Consider the following 15631-nt stretch of genomic DNA (forward strand, 5'->3'; position numbering starts at 1 on the left):
ACCGTGGGCTCGCCGGCGGTCGCCGGGGGCGGCCCCGGCTCGCCGGCCGGCGCCGGGCGGGGTGCGGCGGTGCGCGCGGCCCAGTCGGCGGGCACCACGGCGGCGGCGGCCCAGTCGGCGGCCAGCAGGCCGGGCACGGCGTCGACCAGGGTGGCCAGGCCGTCCTGCGGGTTGGCCGCGACCTGGGCCAGCAGCTCGGCGTCGTGGCCGCCGGAGACCGGCGCGCCGATGGCCCGCCAGACGCCGTCGACCTGCACGCCGGGTATGGCGGCGAGGCCCGCGAGGAGTCGCTCGACGCGGGAGGCGCCCGGCCACACGACGGTGAAGTCGTCGACGGCCCGCCCGGCGAGTCGCTCCAGCACCACGACCTGGACGATGTCGGCCCCGGCCACGCCCAGCGTGCGCGCGATCTGGCCCAGTGCACCAGGACGGTCCGGCAGAGTGACTCGTACCCGCAGCAACATGCGACTCCTCCCGTCTGTGAGACGGCACGGCCGTGCCGTCCTTGGCACCAAGATTGCCCAAGCGGCGTTACACACCCGTTGCGTCGCCGTGTCCCGGTCGTCAAGGAGCAGAGATATGCCCTGAATCACACCAGGGCCGAATCACCTCAAGGCTAGGGCAGCGTCAGGCGGAAGCGCGACGGACCAGATGGGTGTCGAGCAGAACGTGGGAATTCGCCACGGGCTCGCGGCGGATGCGGCACACCAGCAGCTCCGCCATCCGGCGGCCCATCTCCTCGACGGGCTGGTGGATCGTGGTCAGCGGCGGCTCGCACTGCCGGGCGACGGGCGCGTCCTCGAAGCCGACCACGGCGACGTCCTGCGGCACCCGCAGGCCGGAGTCCCGCAGGGCGCGCAGCGCGCCGCTGGCCATCAGGTCGGACGCCGCGAAGACCGCGTCGAGGTCCGGCTCCCGCTCCAGCAGGGCGCGCATCGCCCGGGCACCGCCGGCCTCGCTGAAGTCGCCGTACTCGACGAGCTCGGTGCCGGTCACGGCCGCGCGGTAGCCGGCCAGCCGGGCCCGGCCGACCTCCATGTCCTGCGGCCCGGCGACCGTGGCGACCCGCCGGGCGCCGTTGCCGAGCAGGTATTCGACCGCCTGGCAGGCGCCGGCGGAGTTGTCGACGTCGACCAGGAAGTCGCCCTCGGCCGCGCGGGTGGAGCGCCCGCCGAAGACGAACGGCATGTCGCGCTCGCGCAGCACCGCGGGCAGCGGGTCGTCGTCGTGCAGGGAGAGCAGCAGCACGCCGTCGACGTGCTGGTCGGTCAGGTGGTGCTCGACCCGCTCGCGCTGCTCGGGCGAGGCGGCCATCGCCAGCCACAGCTGCAGGGGCGTCTCCAGCAGGGCCGCGTTGATGCCGCGCAGCACGCCGGCGAAGAACGGCTCGCCGAACACCCGCTCCTGCGACTCCGAGACGACCAGGGCCACCGAGTCCGTGCGCTGGGTGACGAGCGAGCGGGCCGCCCGGTTGGGCACGTAGCCGAGCTCCTGGATCGCGGCCTCGACGGCGGCCTTCGCCTGCGGGCTGACCTGGGACGACCCGTTGAGGACTCGGGATGCGGTGCCACGGCCGACCCCGGCGCGCGCCGCGACGGCGTCGAGCGTCGGTCGCCCCGGTGAACGGACGGGCTGCCTGGTCATCCGGGCATTATCGCCCTACGGCCCGCCGATGTCTCGCCCGTGGCCGGGAGAATTGACCATGCTATTCCGCGCTTGCCCGCCCGGGGCCTAGGGTTTGCCCATGATCTGCCGTGCGTGCCGCGAGCGACGCCACGACGACTGCCGGGGCGGGTCGTGGTGCGACTGCCAGCACCGGCCCGCCGAGCCGACGCCGCCCGTCACGGGGCCACCGGGCCCGTGATCGACGTATACGGCGCCGATCTCGTCGAGCTTTATCCCCGCAATGCGGACCCGGTGCTGCGGGTCAACTTCATCGCCAGCCTCGACGGCGCCGTCACGGTGGACGGCAAGTCCGCCGGCTTGGGCGGGCCCGGCGACAAGCTGGTCTTCGACTCGCTGCGCAAGGTCTGCGACGCGCTCGTGGTCGCGGCGGGCACGGTGCGCACCGAGAACTACGACGGGCTGCGCCTCGACGCGGCCGCCCGCGACTGGCGCCGGGCCCGGGGGCTGCCCGAGTTTCCGCTGATGGTCGTCGTGTCGGCGGCCCTGGAACTGGATCCGGCACAGCTGGTCTTCGCGGACGCGCCGATCCGGCCGCTGATCATCACCCACGCCGGCGCCCCGCCCGCCCGCCGGGCCGCGCTGGCCCCGGTCGCCGACGTCGTCACCTGCGGAGACACCGCGGTCGACCTGGCCGCGGCGGTCGCCGAGCTGCACGCCCGGGGCGCGACGCAGCTGCTCTGCGAGGGCGGCCCGCGGCTGTTCGGCGCGCTGATCGCCGCCGATCTGGTCGACGAGCTGTGCCTGACCGTCTCGCCCCGGCTCGCCGGCGGCGGCGCCGGCCGCATCGCGACCGGACCCGCCACCCCGCCGCGCGAGATGTCGCTGCGCAGCGTCCTCACCGATCGCGACATGCTGTTTCTCCGGTACGCCCGCAGCCGCTAGTGGTTGTGGACAAACCTGTGGATGACCCCTAGAAGTTGTGGACAACGCGTGCCAACCGACGTGCCGTCCGTCGGATGTCGTACGTCTGAGGCAACATGATCGGCGTGTCTGACGAAGCAGTCGAAGTGAGCGAGCCGGTCGGGCGGGTCCTCGGCACCGCCGATGCCACCCCGTTGCAGTTCTGGACGGCGGTCGCGCCGGGCAGCTACCTCCAGCTCGACGACGTGGTGGTGACCACGCGCGAGCTGCCCGACCGCGAGCCCGTCACGATCGCCGGCGTCGTCACCCAGGTGCGCGCGCGGCACGAGGGCGCACAGTTCGACTCCGACGTCTTCGCCATCGCCGAGGGCGCCCTGCCCGCCCTCGTGCAGGAGGCCGCCGAGATCACCACCACCCGCGTCGACCCGGAGCTCTATGTGCCGCCGGCGCCGGGCGCGGTCGTGCACCGGGCCTCCGGCGCCACCCGCGACGCGGCGCTGCACTTCGACCGGATGGAGCGCCGGGTCCCGATGGGCACCGGCCGCGACGGCGTCCCGGTCTTCCTCAACGCCGACTTCCTCGACGGCACCCGCGGCGCGCACGTCTCGATCTCCGGCATCTCCGGCGTCGCGACCAAGACCAGCTTCGCCACCTTCCTGCTCTACTCGGTCTTCCGCTCGGGGCAGCTGGGCGGCGACGCGGTCAACGCCCGCGCGCTGATCTTCAACGTCAAGGGCGAGGACCTGCTCTTCCTCGACCACCCCAACACCCGGCTCGACGAGGCGACCACGGCGGCCTACGCCCGGCTCGGGCTGCCGGCGACCCCGTTTCCGGACGTGCGGGTCTACGCGCCGCCGCGCGCCGGCGACTCCTCCGGCGCGCCCGACGTGCAGAGCCGGCTCACCGGGGTGGACAGCTTCTACTGGACCCTCGAGGAGTTCTGCGCCACCCGCCTGCTGCCCTACGTGTTCGCCGACGCCGACGACGAGCGGCAGCAATACACGATGATCGTGCACTCGGTGACCGCACACCTGGCGCGGCACGCGCTGCCCGCCGAGGGCGGCGTGAGCATCGACGGCCGGCGCCTGTCGTCCTACGGCGACCTGGTGGACCACGTCGTCGACCAGCTCACCGACGACGAGACCCGCTCGATGTGGGCCGGCAGCGCGGTCAACATGGGCACGGTCAACGCGTTCGCCCGGCGGCTGATCGCCAGCAAGCGCGACCTGGCCCGGCTCATCCGCGGCGACCTGGCGAGCCGGCGCCCGCACCAGATCAAGACCGCCGAGAGCGCCCAGGTCACGGTGGTCGACCTGCACAACCTGCCCGACCGCGCGCAGCGCTTCGTGGTCGGCGTGACGCTCAAGACCGAGTTCGACGACAAGGAGAAGTCGGGCACCGGGCGCCCGCTGCTCTTCGTGGTCCTCGACGAGCTCAACAAGTACGCGCCCCGCGAGGGCTCGTCACCGATCAAGGAGGTGCTGCTCGACATCGCCGAGCGCGGCCGCTCGCTGGGGGTGATCCTGATCGGGGCCCAGCAGACGGCCAGCGAGGTCGAGCGCCGGATCGTGACGAACTCCGCGATCCGCGTGGTCGGCCGTCTGGACCCGGCCGAGGCCTCCCGCCCGGAGTACGGTTTCCTGCCCCCGGCCATGCGCCAGCGCGCCCTGCTGGCCCGGCCCGGCACGATGTTCGTCAACCAGCCGGACATCCCGGTCCCGCTCTGCGTCGAGTTCCCCTTCCCGGCCTGGGCCACCCGAAAGTCCGAGTCGGGGCCCCCGCCGCCTGCCACGATGCGCTCGATCGTGCAGGGCGTCGACCCGTTCGCGGTGGTCGGCGGACGCGGCGGTTCGTCTGACGACGACATTCCGTTCTAGGGTTCTGCGATGCGCATCCTGCACACGTCCGACTGGCACGTCGGCAAGGTTCTCAAGGGCCGGACCCGGCACGAGGAACACATCCGGGTGCTCGCCCAGGTCGTGGAGATCGCTCGCGCGGAGCGGCCCGACCTGGTCATCATCGCCGGCGACCTCTACGACACCGCGGCGCCGTCACCCGATGCCGTGCGGGTCGTCACCCGGGCGCTGTCGGCGCTGCGGCAGACCGGCGCCGAGATCGTCGCGATCGGCGGCAACCACGACAACGGCCAGGCCCTGGACGCGCTGCGGCCCTGGGCCGACGCGGCCGGCATCACGCTGCGCGGCTCGGTGCGCGACAAGCCCGACGACCTGATCATCACCGGGACGACCGCCGGCGGCGAGCGCTGGCGGCTGGCCGCCCTGCCGTTCCTCTCCCAGCGCTTCGCGATCCGCGCCGTCGAGATGTATGAGCTGACCGCGGCCGAGGCGAGCCAGACCTACGCCGACCACATCGCCCGGCTGATCGCCCGGCTCGCCGAGGACTTCGCCGAGCCCGGGGTCGTCAACCTGCTGACCGCGCACCTCACGGTCGTGGGCGCCAGCACCGGCGGCGGCGAGCGCGAGGCGCACACGGTGATGGGCTACGCGGTGCCGACCACGGTCTTCCCGCCGGGCACGCACTACGTCGCGCTCGGCCACCTGCACCGCTCCCAGCAGGTCATCGGCCCCTGCCCGGTGCGCTACAGCGGCAGCCCGCTCGCCATCGACTTCGGCGAGGAGGAGAACGTCAGCTCCGTCGCGATCGTGGACGTCTCGGCCGAGAAGGCGGCGAAGGTCCGCGACGTGCCGGTGACCTCGGCGAAGACGCTGCGCACGGTGCGCGGCTCGCTGGATCAGCTCGCGACGGTGAACCTCCCGGATGCCTGGCTGCGGGTGTTCGTCCGGGAGACGCCGCGGGTGGGCCTCCGCGAGGACGTGCAGGAGCTGCTGCCCAACGCGCTCGAGGTGCGCATCGACCCCGACATGGTGCCGGACCGGGCCGGCGAGCGGATGGCGCAGCGCGCGGGCCGCTCGCCGCGCCAGCTCTTCGGCGACTATCTGGACAATCGTGGCAACGCCGAGGAAGGTGTCCGCGAACTCTTCGACGAGCTCTACGACGAGGTGAGCAGCACTTCATGAGCAGGCGAAGCGGGCTGAGCGGACGAAGCGAGGGGGTGGCGTGAGGCCTTTGCGGCTTGATCTGGCCGGATTCACGGTGTTCCGGGACGAGACCACGATCGACTTCACCGACGCGGACTATTTCGCGTTGGTCGGGCCGACCGGTTCGGGCAAGTCCACAGTGCTCGACGGCATCTGCTTCGCCCTCTACGGCACGGTGCCGCGCTGGGGCGGCAGCCGGGGCATCGTCAACGCGCTCGCGCCCTCGGCCACCGAGGCCCGGGTGCGGCTCGTCTTCGAGTCCGCGGGCTCGCGCTACGTGGCGACCCGGGTGGTGCGCCGCGACGGCCGGGGCAACGTCAAGACCGCCGGCGCGGGGCTGCAGCTCATGCCGCCGGGCTTCGACGTCACCCGGCTCGACACCGGGATGAGCCTCGAGGATCTCGGCGACGTGCTCGCCGGCACGCCGGCCGAGATGGAGGGCGCGATCGTCGAGGCGGTCGGGCTGCCCTACGAGCAGTTCACCAGCTGCGTGGTGCTGCCGCAGGGCCAGTTCGCCGACTTCCTGCACGCCAAGCCGGCCACCCGCCAGCAGATCCTGGTCAACCTGCTCGGCCTGCACGTCTACGAGGAGGTGCAGGCCAAGGCGTCGACCCGGGCCACCCGGGCCGAGGCCCGGCTGACCGCCGTCGACCAGATGCTCGCCGGGCTCGCCGACGCCGACGACGAGACGGTCGCGGCCGCCGAGGCGCGCCTGACCACGATGCGCGAGCTCACCCTGGCGGTCGAGCGGGCCGTGCCGATGCTCAGTGCGGTCCGCGACCGCGAGGCGCAGCTCGCCGTCACCCGCGACGCGATCGCCGGCGAGCTGGCCGCGCTCGGCCGGGTGAAGGTCCCGGCCGGCAGCACGAAGGTCGCCGCGGCCGCGGCCGCCGCCTACGCCGCCGCCGCCGAGGCGGCGGAGGGCGTGCGCGTCGTTGAGGAGCGCGAGGAGAAGGTGCGCGGCGAGCTGGCGGCGGCCGGCGACGCGGGCTCGCTGGGCCTGCTGCTGGACCGCCACGTCGAGCTCGACCGGCTGATCGGGCAGGCCGAGTGGTTCGCCGGCGAGGTGTCGGTCGCCGAGGTCGAATACAAGGACGCGGTCGCCGCCGCCGACCTGACCCGGGCCGCGCACAACGGCGCCGAGCAGCTGCTGGAGCAGGCACGACTCGACTACGCCGAGGCGCAGACGCTGGACCGGGCCGCCGCGCTGCGCGCGCTGCTGCAGCCGGGGCACGACTGCCCGGTCTGCGCCCAGCCGGTCGCCGAGGTGCCGCCGATGCCCGAGGGCTCGGCCGTGCAGACGGCGGAGCGGACGGGCACGGCGGCCCGCGCGGCCGCGGACGTCGCCTCGACGGCGTTCCGGCAGCGCGACGCCGTGGCCCGGGAGCTCGAGCGTGGCCTCGACCGCAAGCGGGCCCAGCTGGAGCAGCACCGGTCCCGGCTGAACGAGGTGCGGGCCGCGCTGGCCGACTCGCCCGGGGTCGAGGCGCTGCGCCACCGGCTCGCCGAGCTGACCGGGCTGCAGCGCAGGCTGGACGAGGCCGGCGCGGCCGTCCGCTCGGCCCGCGAGGTCCAGCGCCGCGCCCAGGCGGCGGTGACCGCGGCCGACGAGCAGCAGCGGGCCGCGTGGCGCACGTTCGACACGATGCGCGACGGGGTGGCCCGGTTCGAGCCGCCGCCGGCCGACCGGGAGGACCTGGCCGCGGCCTGGGCGGCGCTGGCCGAGTGGGCGCAGGACTCGGCCCGCCGGCGGGAGCAGGCCCGCGCCGAGGCCGTCGCGGCCGTCGAGGCGGCGCACGCCGAAACCCAGCGGGCCCGGGCCGCCGTGCTGGAGCTGTTCACCGGCGGCGGGCTCAGCGCGCCGCCCGGCGACTCCGACGCCGACCTGATCCGGGCCGCCACGGTGGCGGCCGAGCGGGCCGGTGCGGCCTGGCAGCGGCTGGTCGAGCGGCGCGAGCAGGCCCGCGAGTTCATCGAGCAGCGGGCCGCGCTGCTGCGGGAGGGCCGGGTCGCCAAGGCCCTGGCCGGGCACCTGCGGGCCAACAACTTCGAGCGCTGGCTGCTCGAGGAGGCGCTCGATCTGCTGGTCGACGGCGCGTCGCGGATCCTGCGCGAGCTGACCGGCGGGCAGTACGACCTGATGCACGACAAGGGCGAGTTCTACGTCGTCGACCACCACGATGCGGGGCTGCGGCGCGGGGTGCGGACGCTGTCCGGCGGGGAGACGTTCCAGGCCTCGCTGGCCCTGGCGCTCGCCCTCTCCGAGCAGCTGGCCGGCATGTCGACAACGGCGGCGAGCCTGGAGTCGATCGTGCTGGACGAGGGGTTCGGCACGCTCGACGCGGCGACGCTCGACGTGGTGGCGGCGACCCTGGAGAACCTCGCGGCCCGCGGAGACCGGATGGTCGGCGTGGTGACCCACGTCAACGCGCTGGCGGACCGGGTGCCGGTCCGCTTCGAGGTGCACAAGGACGCCCGCACGGCCTACGTGGAGAGGGTCGGCCTGTGACGCGGATGTTCGTCGACGCCTGGGATCCGGCTTACGGGGCGTCGTTCGAGGGCGGCGAGTCTTCCGACGGCCCGGCCTCGCCGAGCAGCGCGCAGGTGGACACCGACGTCGAGGTGCCGGCCGCGAAGTGGGCGCCGATGGATGTCGCGCCGGGCGTTCGGTGCCCGGACGTCGTGTTCCTGGTGGACGGGGTGCGGCGCAACGACGCCGGGCTCTGGACCGCCGAGGACGACGGCATGTCCTACGCCGGCCTCGCCGCCTCCTACGCCGCCGGGGTGGTGCGGTGCGACCTCGCCAACGGAGTGGCCGAGCTGGTCGGGGCGCGGGTCGGTCGTGGGCTGTTCACCGCCTCGCCCAGCGCCTCGGATCTGCGGGCCGGATCGGTGCTCTACGAGGTGCACCGGGTCAGCGGGACCGGCGAGGCGAGCAAGCTGCCCGCGGCCGTGCAGGCGCCCCTGACGGCCCTGGAGATCGACATCTCCGGCGCGGCCCGGGACGGCGGGTCCGACGGGGCCGATCTGCTGGTGGTCGACGGGCCGCTGCGCAATCGGCGGCAGCTGCCGCGGACGGTCGGATACGTGAAGACGCAGCAGAAGCAGTACCTGCCGGCCGCGCTGACCCCGGTGGTGACGTCCCTGCGGCCCGGGCAGCGGACCCCGGTCTTCCAGCTGGGCACCGTCTGGGGCGGCTGGTCCTGGTACCTGCGGTTGCCCGGCGCGACGGGCGCCCCCTGGTCCGGAATCGTGCGGGTGGAGTGTTCCCCCGACCTGTCCGCCGAGGTGGCGGTGGAGCTGGCCGAGGTTTCATCGGCCGTTCTACCCCGATTTGCCTCTTCTGCCTATAAGGATCCGCGGGCGCCGCAGAACCTCGTGCCGATCGCCGGACTGGAGCGGCGGCTGCGCGGCCTCCTGGGGGATTCGCGGGTCCTGCACCGGGCGTTGGCGCTGGCCACGGCCCGGTCCCGGCTCTCGTAGCCCGGCCGGGTCCTCGCCGGATCCCCGCGTGCCCGGCCGGGTGCCGCGCCGGATCGGGCGCGGGCCGGGCCGCTCGGGGAGCTCGGCGGCGTGAGGATCCCCGGCCCTCGCTCGCGTTTTTATGACTTTCCGTAACTGCCGGGGCACCGGTTGCTGGTGTTGCATCCGCTTTGCGGGTGGAGTGTGCACCGGACGCCTGTCGACCAACGGTTGTTGCTGAGTATTATTCGCGTGCCCCCGAGTACATATCGGTGTCTATGGATTAAGTCGCGGTCCCCCGTGGCTTGGACCCGGAGGAACCTCTTGCAACTGCTCGTCCCTGCCGGTCGGCCCCTCGGGCTCCCGGAAATTTTCCCGTTCGCTTTGATCCCGGCCGGGGTTCCCGGCCGTATGACAGGCGACGGGGAAAGCACCGGCTGGAGGAATCGATGCATGCGTTGGTCATGGAGCGGCCCACGGCGGACAGGGTGTGCGCGATGACGCAGCAGCGGTCCGGCGGCGGTTGGCAGGCTCTCGACGGAGGCCGTGGTGCGGATAATGATGATGCCGTGATTCCACGACAGGCCCGCCATGGCGCTGCGCCGGAAGCGGCGAGCCACGAAGACACCCTCGTCCGGATGCTCTATGAGGAGCATGCGGGTCCGCTGTTGATGTTCGTGCTCCGGCTCACCGGCGGCGACCGTCAGCGCGCCGAGGACATCGTCCAGGAGACGCTCCTGCGGGCCTGGCGCAACGCGCACCGGCTCGGCGCGCAGGGTCAGCAGTCGCTGCGCCCCTGGCTCGTCACCGTCGCCCGCCGCATCGCCATCGACGATCACCGCAGCGTCAGCGCCCGGCCGCCGGAGACCTACGACCGGGAGCTGGAGAGTTTCCCCAGCACGGCCGACGACACCGACCGGGTCCTTCAGCTGATGACTGTGACGGACGCTCTGCGTACGCTTAGTCAGTCGCACCGGGAGATCCTGGTCGAGACGTATTTCCGCGGCAAGACCGTCCCGGAGGCGGCCGAGGTTCTCGGTCTGCCCCTGGGCACAGCCAAGTCTCGGGTGTATTACGCCCTGCGGGCCCTGCGTACGGCTCTGCAGCAGCGGGGGGTGACGGAATGACGCAGGAACAGCACTTCGACGTGGCGGCCTATGCACTGGGCGTGCTCGACGACCGCGACGCGGCCCGCTTCGAGGACCATCTGATCGACTGCGCGACCTGCGCGATCGAGCTCGAGTCGATGCTGCCGGTCGTCGACATCCTCTCGGACGTCGACGCCGACGCGCTGGTCGCCACCGAGCAGTCGCGCCGTGACGGCATCATGCTCAAGAAGATGATCGGCGAGGTCAAGGTCGAGCGGCGGCGGGCCAACAGCCGGCGCCTCTACTCCCTGGCCGCCGCGGTCGTGGTCTTCGCGATGCTGTCGATCGGCGCCCTGTTCGCCGGGGGCCAGTGGCTGGCGCCCGACCCGCGGACGGGGACGAGCCTGGATCAGCCGCGCAACAGCAAGCTGCTGGACCCGTTGCCGCTCTCCGAGGGTGGCGTCGGCATCGGCGGCCCCGACCTGGCCGGCGAGCGGCTCGGCAGCACCGACGCCCGGTCCGGCGTCCGTGCCGACGTGGCGCTGGAGCCCAAGGACTGGGGCACCCAGGTCTCCTTCGCGGTCTCCAACATCAGGGGCCCGCTGACCTGCCGGCTGGTGGCGGTCCGCACCGACGGCTCGTCCGAGGTCCTGTCGACCTGGCAGGTCGGCGACAAGGGCTGGGGCACGGCCGCCCAGCCGGACCCGCTGCTGCTGGTGGCGGCCACGGCGCTGCCCCGCGACGAGATCGCCCACCTGCAGGTCCAGTCGATCGACGACAAGGGCGCGACCGAGACCCTGGTCCGCGTTCCCTGATTCCGGCTGCACAGAACGCCCCGAAGCCCGGCCGCGGCACCGCTGCCGGGCTTCGGCGTTCCCCCGTCCGCCGGATAGGCAAAGCTGAATCGCCGTCGCTTATCGGCCGCATTATTACCGCGCGTCAATGACCCTGCCACGCTGCGCTATTAAGGTGCCGATGGGCCAGTCAAATACGTACCGTGCGGCCGTTCGGTTCAAACAAAATTCCGGGAATTTCATTGGGTCGATCCTTCAACCGCTGGCGGCTCGGGCGCGTACTACTGCCCGAACACCGAGATAGACAATCCAGTTGGAGGGCACACCGTGGTTCCGGAGAAGCGAAAGTTGATGGTCATCGGCGCCGCTATCGCGGCGGCGTTCGCCGTGACCGGCTGCGCCCCGGCGGGAGTGGACACCGCGAGTGACTACGGCGCACAGCCGGCCGCCAACGCGGTTGACGTCGCCGCCACCCCGACGCCCGGTGCCGAGCCCGAGGGCGACGCGGCCGCGGCGGACGACGCCGCCGAGCTGAGCGACGACGAGACCACCGGTGAGCTGAACGCCACCAAGGTCAAGCGGATGGGCGAGACGGTCCAGAACGAGGACGGCTTCGTGCTCTACCGCTTCGACGACGACAAGGTCAAGCCCAAGGTCGTCTCCAACTGCAACGACGCCTGCGCCAAGGTCTGGCCGCCCGCGGTGGTCAACAAGGGCGAGAAGCCGAAGCTCAAGGGCGTGGACGCCGCTTCCGTCGGCACCGTCGCCCGCGAGGACGGCACCCTGCAGCTGACGATCGACAAGTGGCCGGTATACACCTACATCGGCGACAAGAAGCCCGGGCAGTGGAAGGGCCAGAACGTCGGCGCCAAGTGGTTCGTCGTCACGCCCGACGGCAAGAAGAACCTGACCTGCCTCCCCGCGGTGTCCAAGGCCGTGGCGCCCCCGTCGGACGACGCCGGCGACTCGAGCGGTGACGCCGGCAGCGACGACAGTTCCGGCTCGGACTACAGCTACTAAAGGATTACTCACGGTGCGGCCGGCCCAACGCCACTGCGGCGGCGGCCGGCCACATCCGCGAGGGAATTCGGTCCATAAGTTCTCGTTAATTCGAGCCTAAGTGTTCCGCATTCCAATTGATTTACCCGAAGTGTTTCTTCTAGCTTCTTCCCGAACCCATCGTCGGAGGTGTTGAAAGATGATTGCCGTCCGCTCCTCTCGCCGGCTTCAGCGCTGGCTGGTGGGCATCATGGCAATGGTCCTGGCGTTCCTGCTGGCTCCCGCGGGCCTGGCCCGGGCCGCCGACGTCCCGATTCCGGTCCCGCCGAACTCCGGCACCGGCCTGACCGACAAGGGCGCCGGAGTGGTAAGCGCCGCCGACCGTGACTTCGTCATCAAGGTCCGGCTCGCCGGGCTCTGGGAGATCCCGGCCGGGAACATGGCCGTGGAGAAGTCGGAAGACGAGCGGGTCGTCAACATCGGCAGGAGCATCTCGGCGCAGCACGTCACGCTCGACAAGCTCGACATCGCCGTGGCGAAGAAGCTGGGCATCGCGCTGCCGAACGAGCCGAACCGGGATCAGGAGGGCTGGCTCAACGAGATGCGCAACGCCTCGACGGCCCAGCAGTTCGACCAGGTCTACGTCGACCGGCTGCGGGCGGCGCACGGCAAGATCTTCCCGGCCATCGCGACGATCCGGGCCAGCACCCGCAACGACTCGGTCCGCAAGCTTGCGCAGGCGGCCAACCAGTTCGTCATGACCCACATGACGCTCCTGGAGAGCAGCGGCATCGTCGACTACGGCTCGCTGCCGACGGCGCCGGCCCCGGTCGCGCCCGGAAGTGGCCCGGTGCCGGTCGACAACCAGATGCTCGCCGCCGCCGAGGAGAACGGCATCCCGGGCGTGAGCACCTCAGTCATCCTCCTAGTTCTTGCCGGCGCACTCGTCGCCGGTGTGATCACCACCATGCGCATCTTCCGGACGCGATAGCCCGCGAACGGTTTCGACCTGGCCAGCCGACCAGGCCGTACGGCATCACCCCCAGGCGGCTGCTCCACCGCCCGCCAAGTGTGCGACAGAGAAAGGTGTCACCATGCGAAGGTCGCAGTACCGGCGCGAATCCAAGTACTCAAAGTGGTTCACCGGTCGGCGCCGGATCATCGCCGCGGTAGCCACCCTGGTTGCCTTCGGCGGCATCGTCACCGTCACGCAGGTTTCGGACGCGAGTACCAAGAATCGCTCCACCCAGCGTGCTCTGGCCGCTTGCAACAACGTCCGGGCGCCCAAGTCCACGAAGCTCTCCACGAAGACGAAGCGCGGCACCTACACCACCAACAATGGCCGGGTGACCCAGCACGCGGACGACGGTGCCGGCGACGTGCCGACCACCGCCCAGATGCAGCAGCGCTGTCGCCAGTGGGTTCAGCAGAACGCCGGCAACAACAACGGCGGCAACAACAACGGTGGCGGGGCGGCGACCGCCGCGCCGACGGCCAGCGCGAGCACCGCGGCCGGCGACACCGGCAACGCCGGCGGTAACAACGCCGGCGGTAACAACAACGGCGGCAACAACAACGCCGGTAACAACGGTGGCAACAACGGCGGCAACAACGGTGGCAACAACGGTGGCGTCGTCACCCCGCCCCCGGGCGCCGGTCTCGGCGTCCTCACCAACAGCTGCGACACCAGCCAGCTGACGCCGCACGACGGCTTCCAGAACGGCAACCGCTGCGTCTCCACCGAGTTCGGTGAGGTCGGCGCGCAGGAGAACAACCCGTCGCTGCTGATCACCGAGGCGCCGACCCAGGTCGAGCCGAACACGCCGTTCACGCTGCGGGTCAGCACCCGCAACCTGATCCGGGACCGCTTCCTCGCGGCGGGCGCGGGCGGTTACTACGTGGAGAGCTCGGTCCTGCAGGGCGGCCTCGTCCGCGGTCACTTCCACACCGCCTGCCGCATGCTGGCGAACACCAACGAGGCGCCGGACCCGGCCCCGGTTCCCGCGTTCTTCGTGGCGACCGAGGACAAGCAGGGTAGTGCCGCCCCGGACGTGGTGACCATCCAGGTTGCCGGCCTGCCGACCGAGGGCACCGCACAGTGCGCCTCGTGGGCCGGTGACGGTTCGCACCGCATCCCGATGATGCAGCGCGCCAACCAGACGCCCGCGTTCGACGCGGTCCGCATCGAGGTCGGCGGTGGCGACCAGGGTGGCAACCAGGACCAGGGTCAGCAGCAGCAGGACCAGGGTCAGGGCCAGCAGCAGAACCAGGGCAACAACAACAACGGCAACAACAACAACGGGAACGACCAGAACAACAACAACTGAGTACGGAGCCCTGCCGCAACCGGGTCCGAACCCACGCGGGGCGCGTCGCCGAGGTGACGCCGCCCCGCGCGGGACCCCCCGTCGGAACCGGCCGCCGTCCACCCCCCTGAGGACGGCAAGCAGCGGCAGGCGGCTCGAGTAAGGAATCGGCTGACGAAAGGAGGCGCGGTACCACTCTCGAGCCGAGCTACGCAGCTCCGCTACCGGGTGACGCGGACCGACTCGGGTGTCCGCCAACCCCCACCGATGGCCCTGACCGGGAGCGCGGTCAGGGCCATCGGCATGTCTGCGCCCGGGTCAGGGAGCAACTTCCAACCTGGCCTCGGGCGGGTGGTATCCGGGCCGTCGACCTCCGCCGGGCATTTGCGGCCCGGGCCAGGTTGAAACGCTCAGTGGTTGGTCGCCGGGACGAGATGGTGGGACAGTGGCCGGGTGACGAAGACCCGCCGGCTCGGCCTGCCGGACGGCTACGACTTCCACGGCACCCTGCGCTCGCTGCTCGTCGTCCGCCACGATCCCTGCGGCACGCTCGCCGGCGACGAATGCCGGCTTGCCGCGCGTACCCCCGAAGGGCCTGGGTCTTTGCACCTCGCCCGGGTGGGCGCGGAGCTGACCGCGACCGGGCACGGACCCGGCGCGGCCTGGCTGATCGACCGCGCGGACGCGATCGCCGGACTGCGCGACGACCTCACCGGCTTCCCCACCCTGGCCGCGTCGCACCCGCTGGTCGCGCGCCTGGCCAGGACCTTCTCGGGGATGCGGTTCCTCGCCACGGGCCGGGTCTTCCAGCGGTTGATGCGGGCGATCCTGGAGCAGAAGGTGACCGGGATCGAGGCGCACCGGGCATACCGGGCGATCGTGCGGCACTTCGGCGAGCCCGCGCCCGGACCGGCCGGGCTGCTGCTCCCGCCGGAGCCGGAGGCCATCGCCGCCACGCCCTACTGGAGCTTCCACCCGTTCGGCGTCGAGCAGCGCCGCACCCAGGCCCTGCAGCGCGCCGCCCTGGTCGCGGCGCGCCTCGAACGGTGCGCCGACAGCGCCGAGGCGACCCGGCGGCTGACCGCGATACCCGGCATCGGCGTGTGGACCGCCGCCGAGGTGGTCCGCACCGCATACGGCGACGCGGACGCGGTCAGCGTCGGCGACTTCCACATCCCGAACACGGTGGCCTGGGGCCTGGCCGGCGAGGCCCGCGGCACCGACGAGCGGATGCTGGAGCTGCTGGAGCCGTTCCGGGGGCACCGCGGCCGGGTGTGCGAGCTGCTCGCGGCCGGCGGGATCGGCGCACCCAAGTTCGGGCCGCGGATGCCGGTCCGCTCCATTGCGCGGTTCTAGGTTTCGCCCGGCAGACAGCC

General features: G+C 72.1%; 12 protein-coding genes and 1 pseudogene. 11 read left to right on the top strand and 2 right to left on the bottom strand.

The window, feature by feature from the left end; all coding sequences use genetic code 11:
* Positions 1 to 464, bottom strand: a pseudogene (locus AB0F10_RS06135) (amino acid-binding protein); the annotation flags it as partial.
* Positions 465 to 627: 163 nt separating this feature from the next.
* A complete protein-coding gene (locus tag AB0F10_RS06140) occupies positions 628 to 1644 on the bottom strand; it encodes a LacI family DNA-binding transcriptional regulator (RefSeq protein ID WP_360620718.1) in 1017 nt (338 codons plus the stop codon).
* Between the two features lie 216 nt (positions 1645 to 1860).
* Between AB0F10_RS06140 and AB0F10_RS06145 the strand changes: the two genes are divergently transcribed.
* The 11 genes from AB0F10_RS06145 to AB0F10_RS06195 all read left to right on the top strand — a co-directional run bounded on the left by AB0F10_RS06145 (position 1861) and on the right by AB0F10_RS06195 (position 15611).
* Entirely contained in the window at positions 1861 to 2568 is a 708-nt protein-coding gene (locus AB0F10_RS06145; protein ID WP_360620719.1) for a pyrimidine reductase family protein, read from the top strand.
* 104 nt (positions 2569 to 2672) lie between these two features.
* Complete coding sequence (locus AB0F10_RS06150) at positions 2673 to 4424, top strand: ATP-binding protein (protein WP_360620720.1); 1752 nt, start codon at positions 2673 to 2675, stop codon at positions 4422 to 4424.
* Positions 4425 to 4433: 9 nt separating this feature from the next.
* Positions 4434 to 5585, top strand: a complete 1152-nt coding sequence (locus AB0F10_RS06155) for an exonuclease SbcCD subunit D (RefSeq protein ID WP_360620721.1) — start codon at positions 4434 to 4436, stop codon at positions 5583 to 5585.
* A 40-nt stretch (positions 5586 to 5625) separates the two neighbouring features.
* On the top strand, positions 5626 to 8115 hold the full coding sequence (locus tag AB0F10_RS06160) for an SMC family ATPase (RefSeq protein WP_360620722.1): 2490 nt from the start codon (positions 5626 to 5628) through the stop codon (positions 8113 to 8115).
* The gene (locus tag AB0F10_RS06165) at positions 8112 to 9089 is read left to right on the top strand and encodes a hypothetical protein (protein WP_360620723.1); all 978 of its coding nucleotides are present in this window, start codon (positions 8112 to 8114) and stop codon (positions 9087 to 9089) included. Before AB0F10_RS06160 ends, AB0F10_RS06165 begins: the two co-directional genes overlap by 4 nt.
* 428 nt (positions 9090 to 9517) lie before the next feature.
* Positions 9518 to 10195, top strand: coding sequence for a sigma-70 family RNA polymerase sigma factor (locus AB0F10_RS06170; protein WP_360620724.1), 678 nt, complete (start codon positions 9518 to 9520; stop codon positions 10193 to 10195).
* On the top strand, positions 10192 to 10971 hold the full coding sequence (locus AB0F10_RS06175) for a zf-HC2 domain-containing protein (RefSeq protein ID WP_360620725.1): 780 nt from the start codon (positions 10192 to 10194) through the stop codon (positions 10969 to 10971). The genes AB0F10_RS06170 and AB0F10_RS06175 overlap by 4 nt, the downstream gene beginning before the upstream one ends.
* 330 nt (positions 10972 to 11301) lie before the next feature.
* Entirely contained in the window at positions 11302 to 11970 is a 669-nt protein-coding gene (locus tag AB0F10_RS06180; protein WP_360620793.1) for a hypothetical protein, read from the top strand.
* 178 nt (positions 11971 to 12148) lie between these two features.
* Positions 12149 to 12940, top strand: a complete 792-nt coding sequence (locus tag AB0F10_RS06185) for a DUF4142 domain-containing protein (RefSeq protein WP_360620726.1) — start codon at positions 12149 to 12151, stop codon at positions 12938 to 12940.
* Between the two features lie 103 nt (positions 12941 to 13043).
* A complete protein-coding gene (locus AB0F10_RS06190) occupies positions 13044 to 14276 on the top strand; it encodes a Pecanex-like protein 1 (RefSeq protein WP_360620727.1) in 1233 nt (410 codons plus the stop codon).
* 432 nt (positions 14277 to 14708) lie between these two features.
* Complete coding sequence (locus tag AB0F10_RS06195) at positions 14709 to 15611, top strand: DNA-3-methyladenine glycosylase 2 family protein (protein WP_360620728.1); 903 nt, start codon at positions 14709 to 14711, stop codon at positions 15609 to 15611.
* The last annotated feature ends 20 nt before the right edge of the window (positions 15612 to 15631 follow it).

It is taken from the genome of Actinoplanes sp. NPDC026623 (assembly GCF_040638275.1).
Taxonomy (GTDB): domain Bacteria; phylum Actinomycetota; class Actinomycetes; order Mycobacteriales; family Micromonosporaceae; genus Actinoplanes.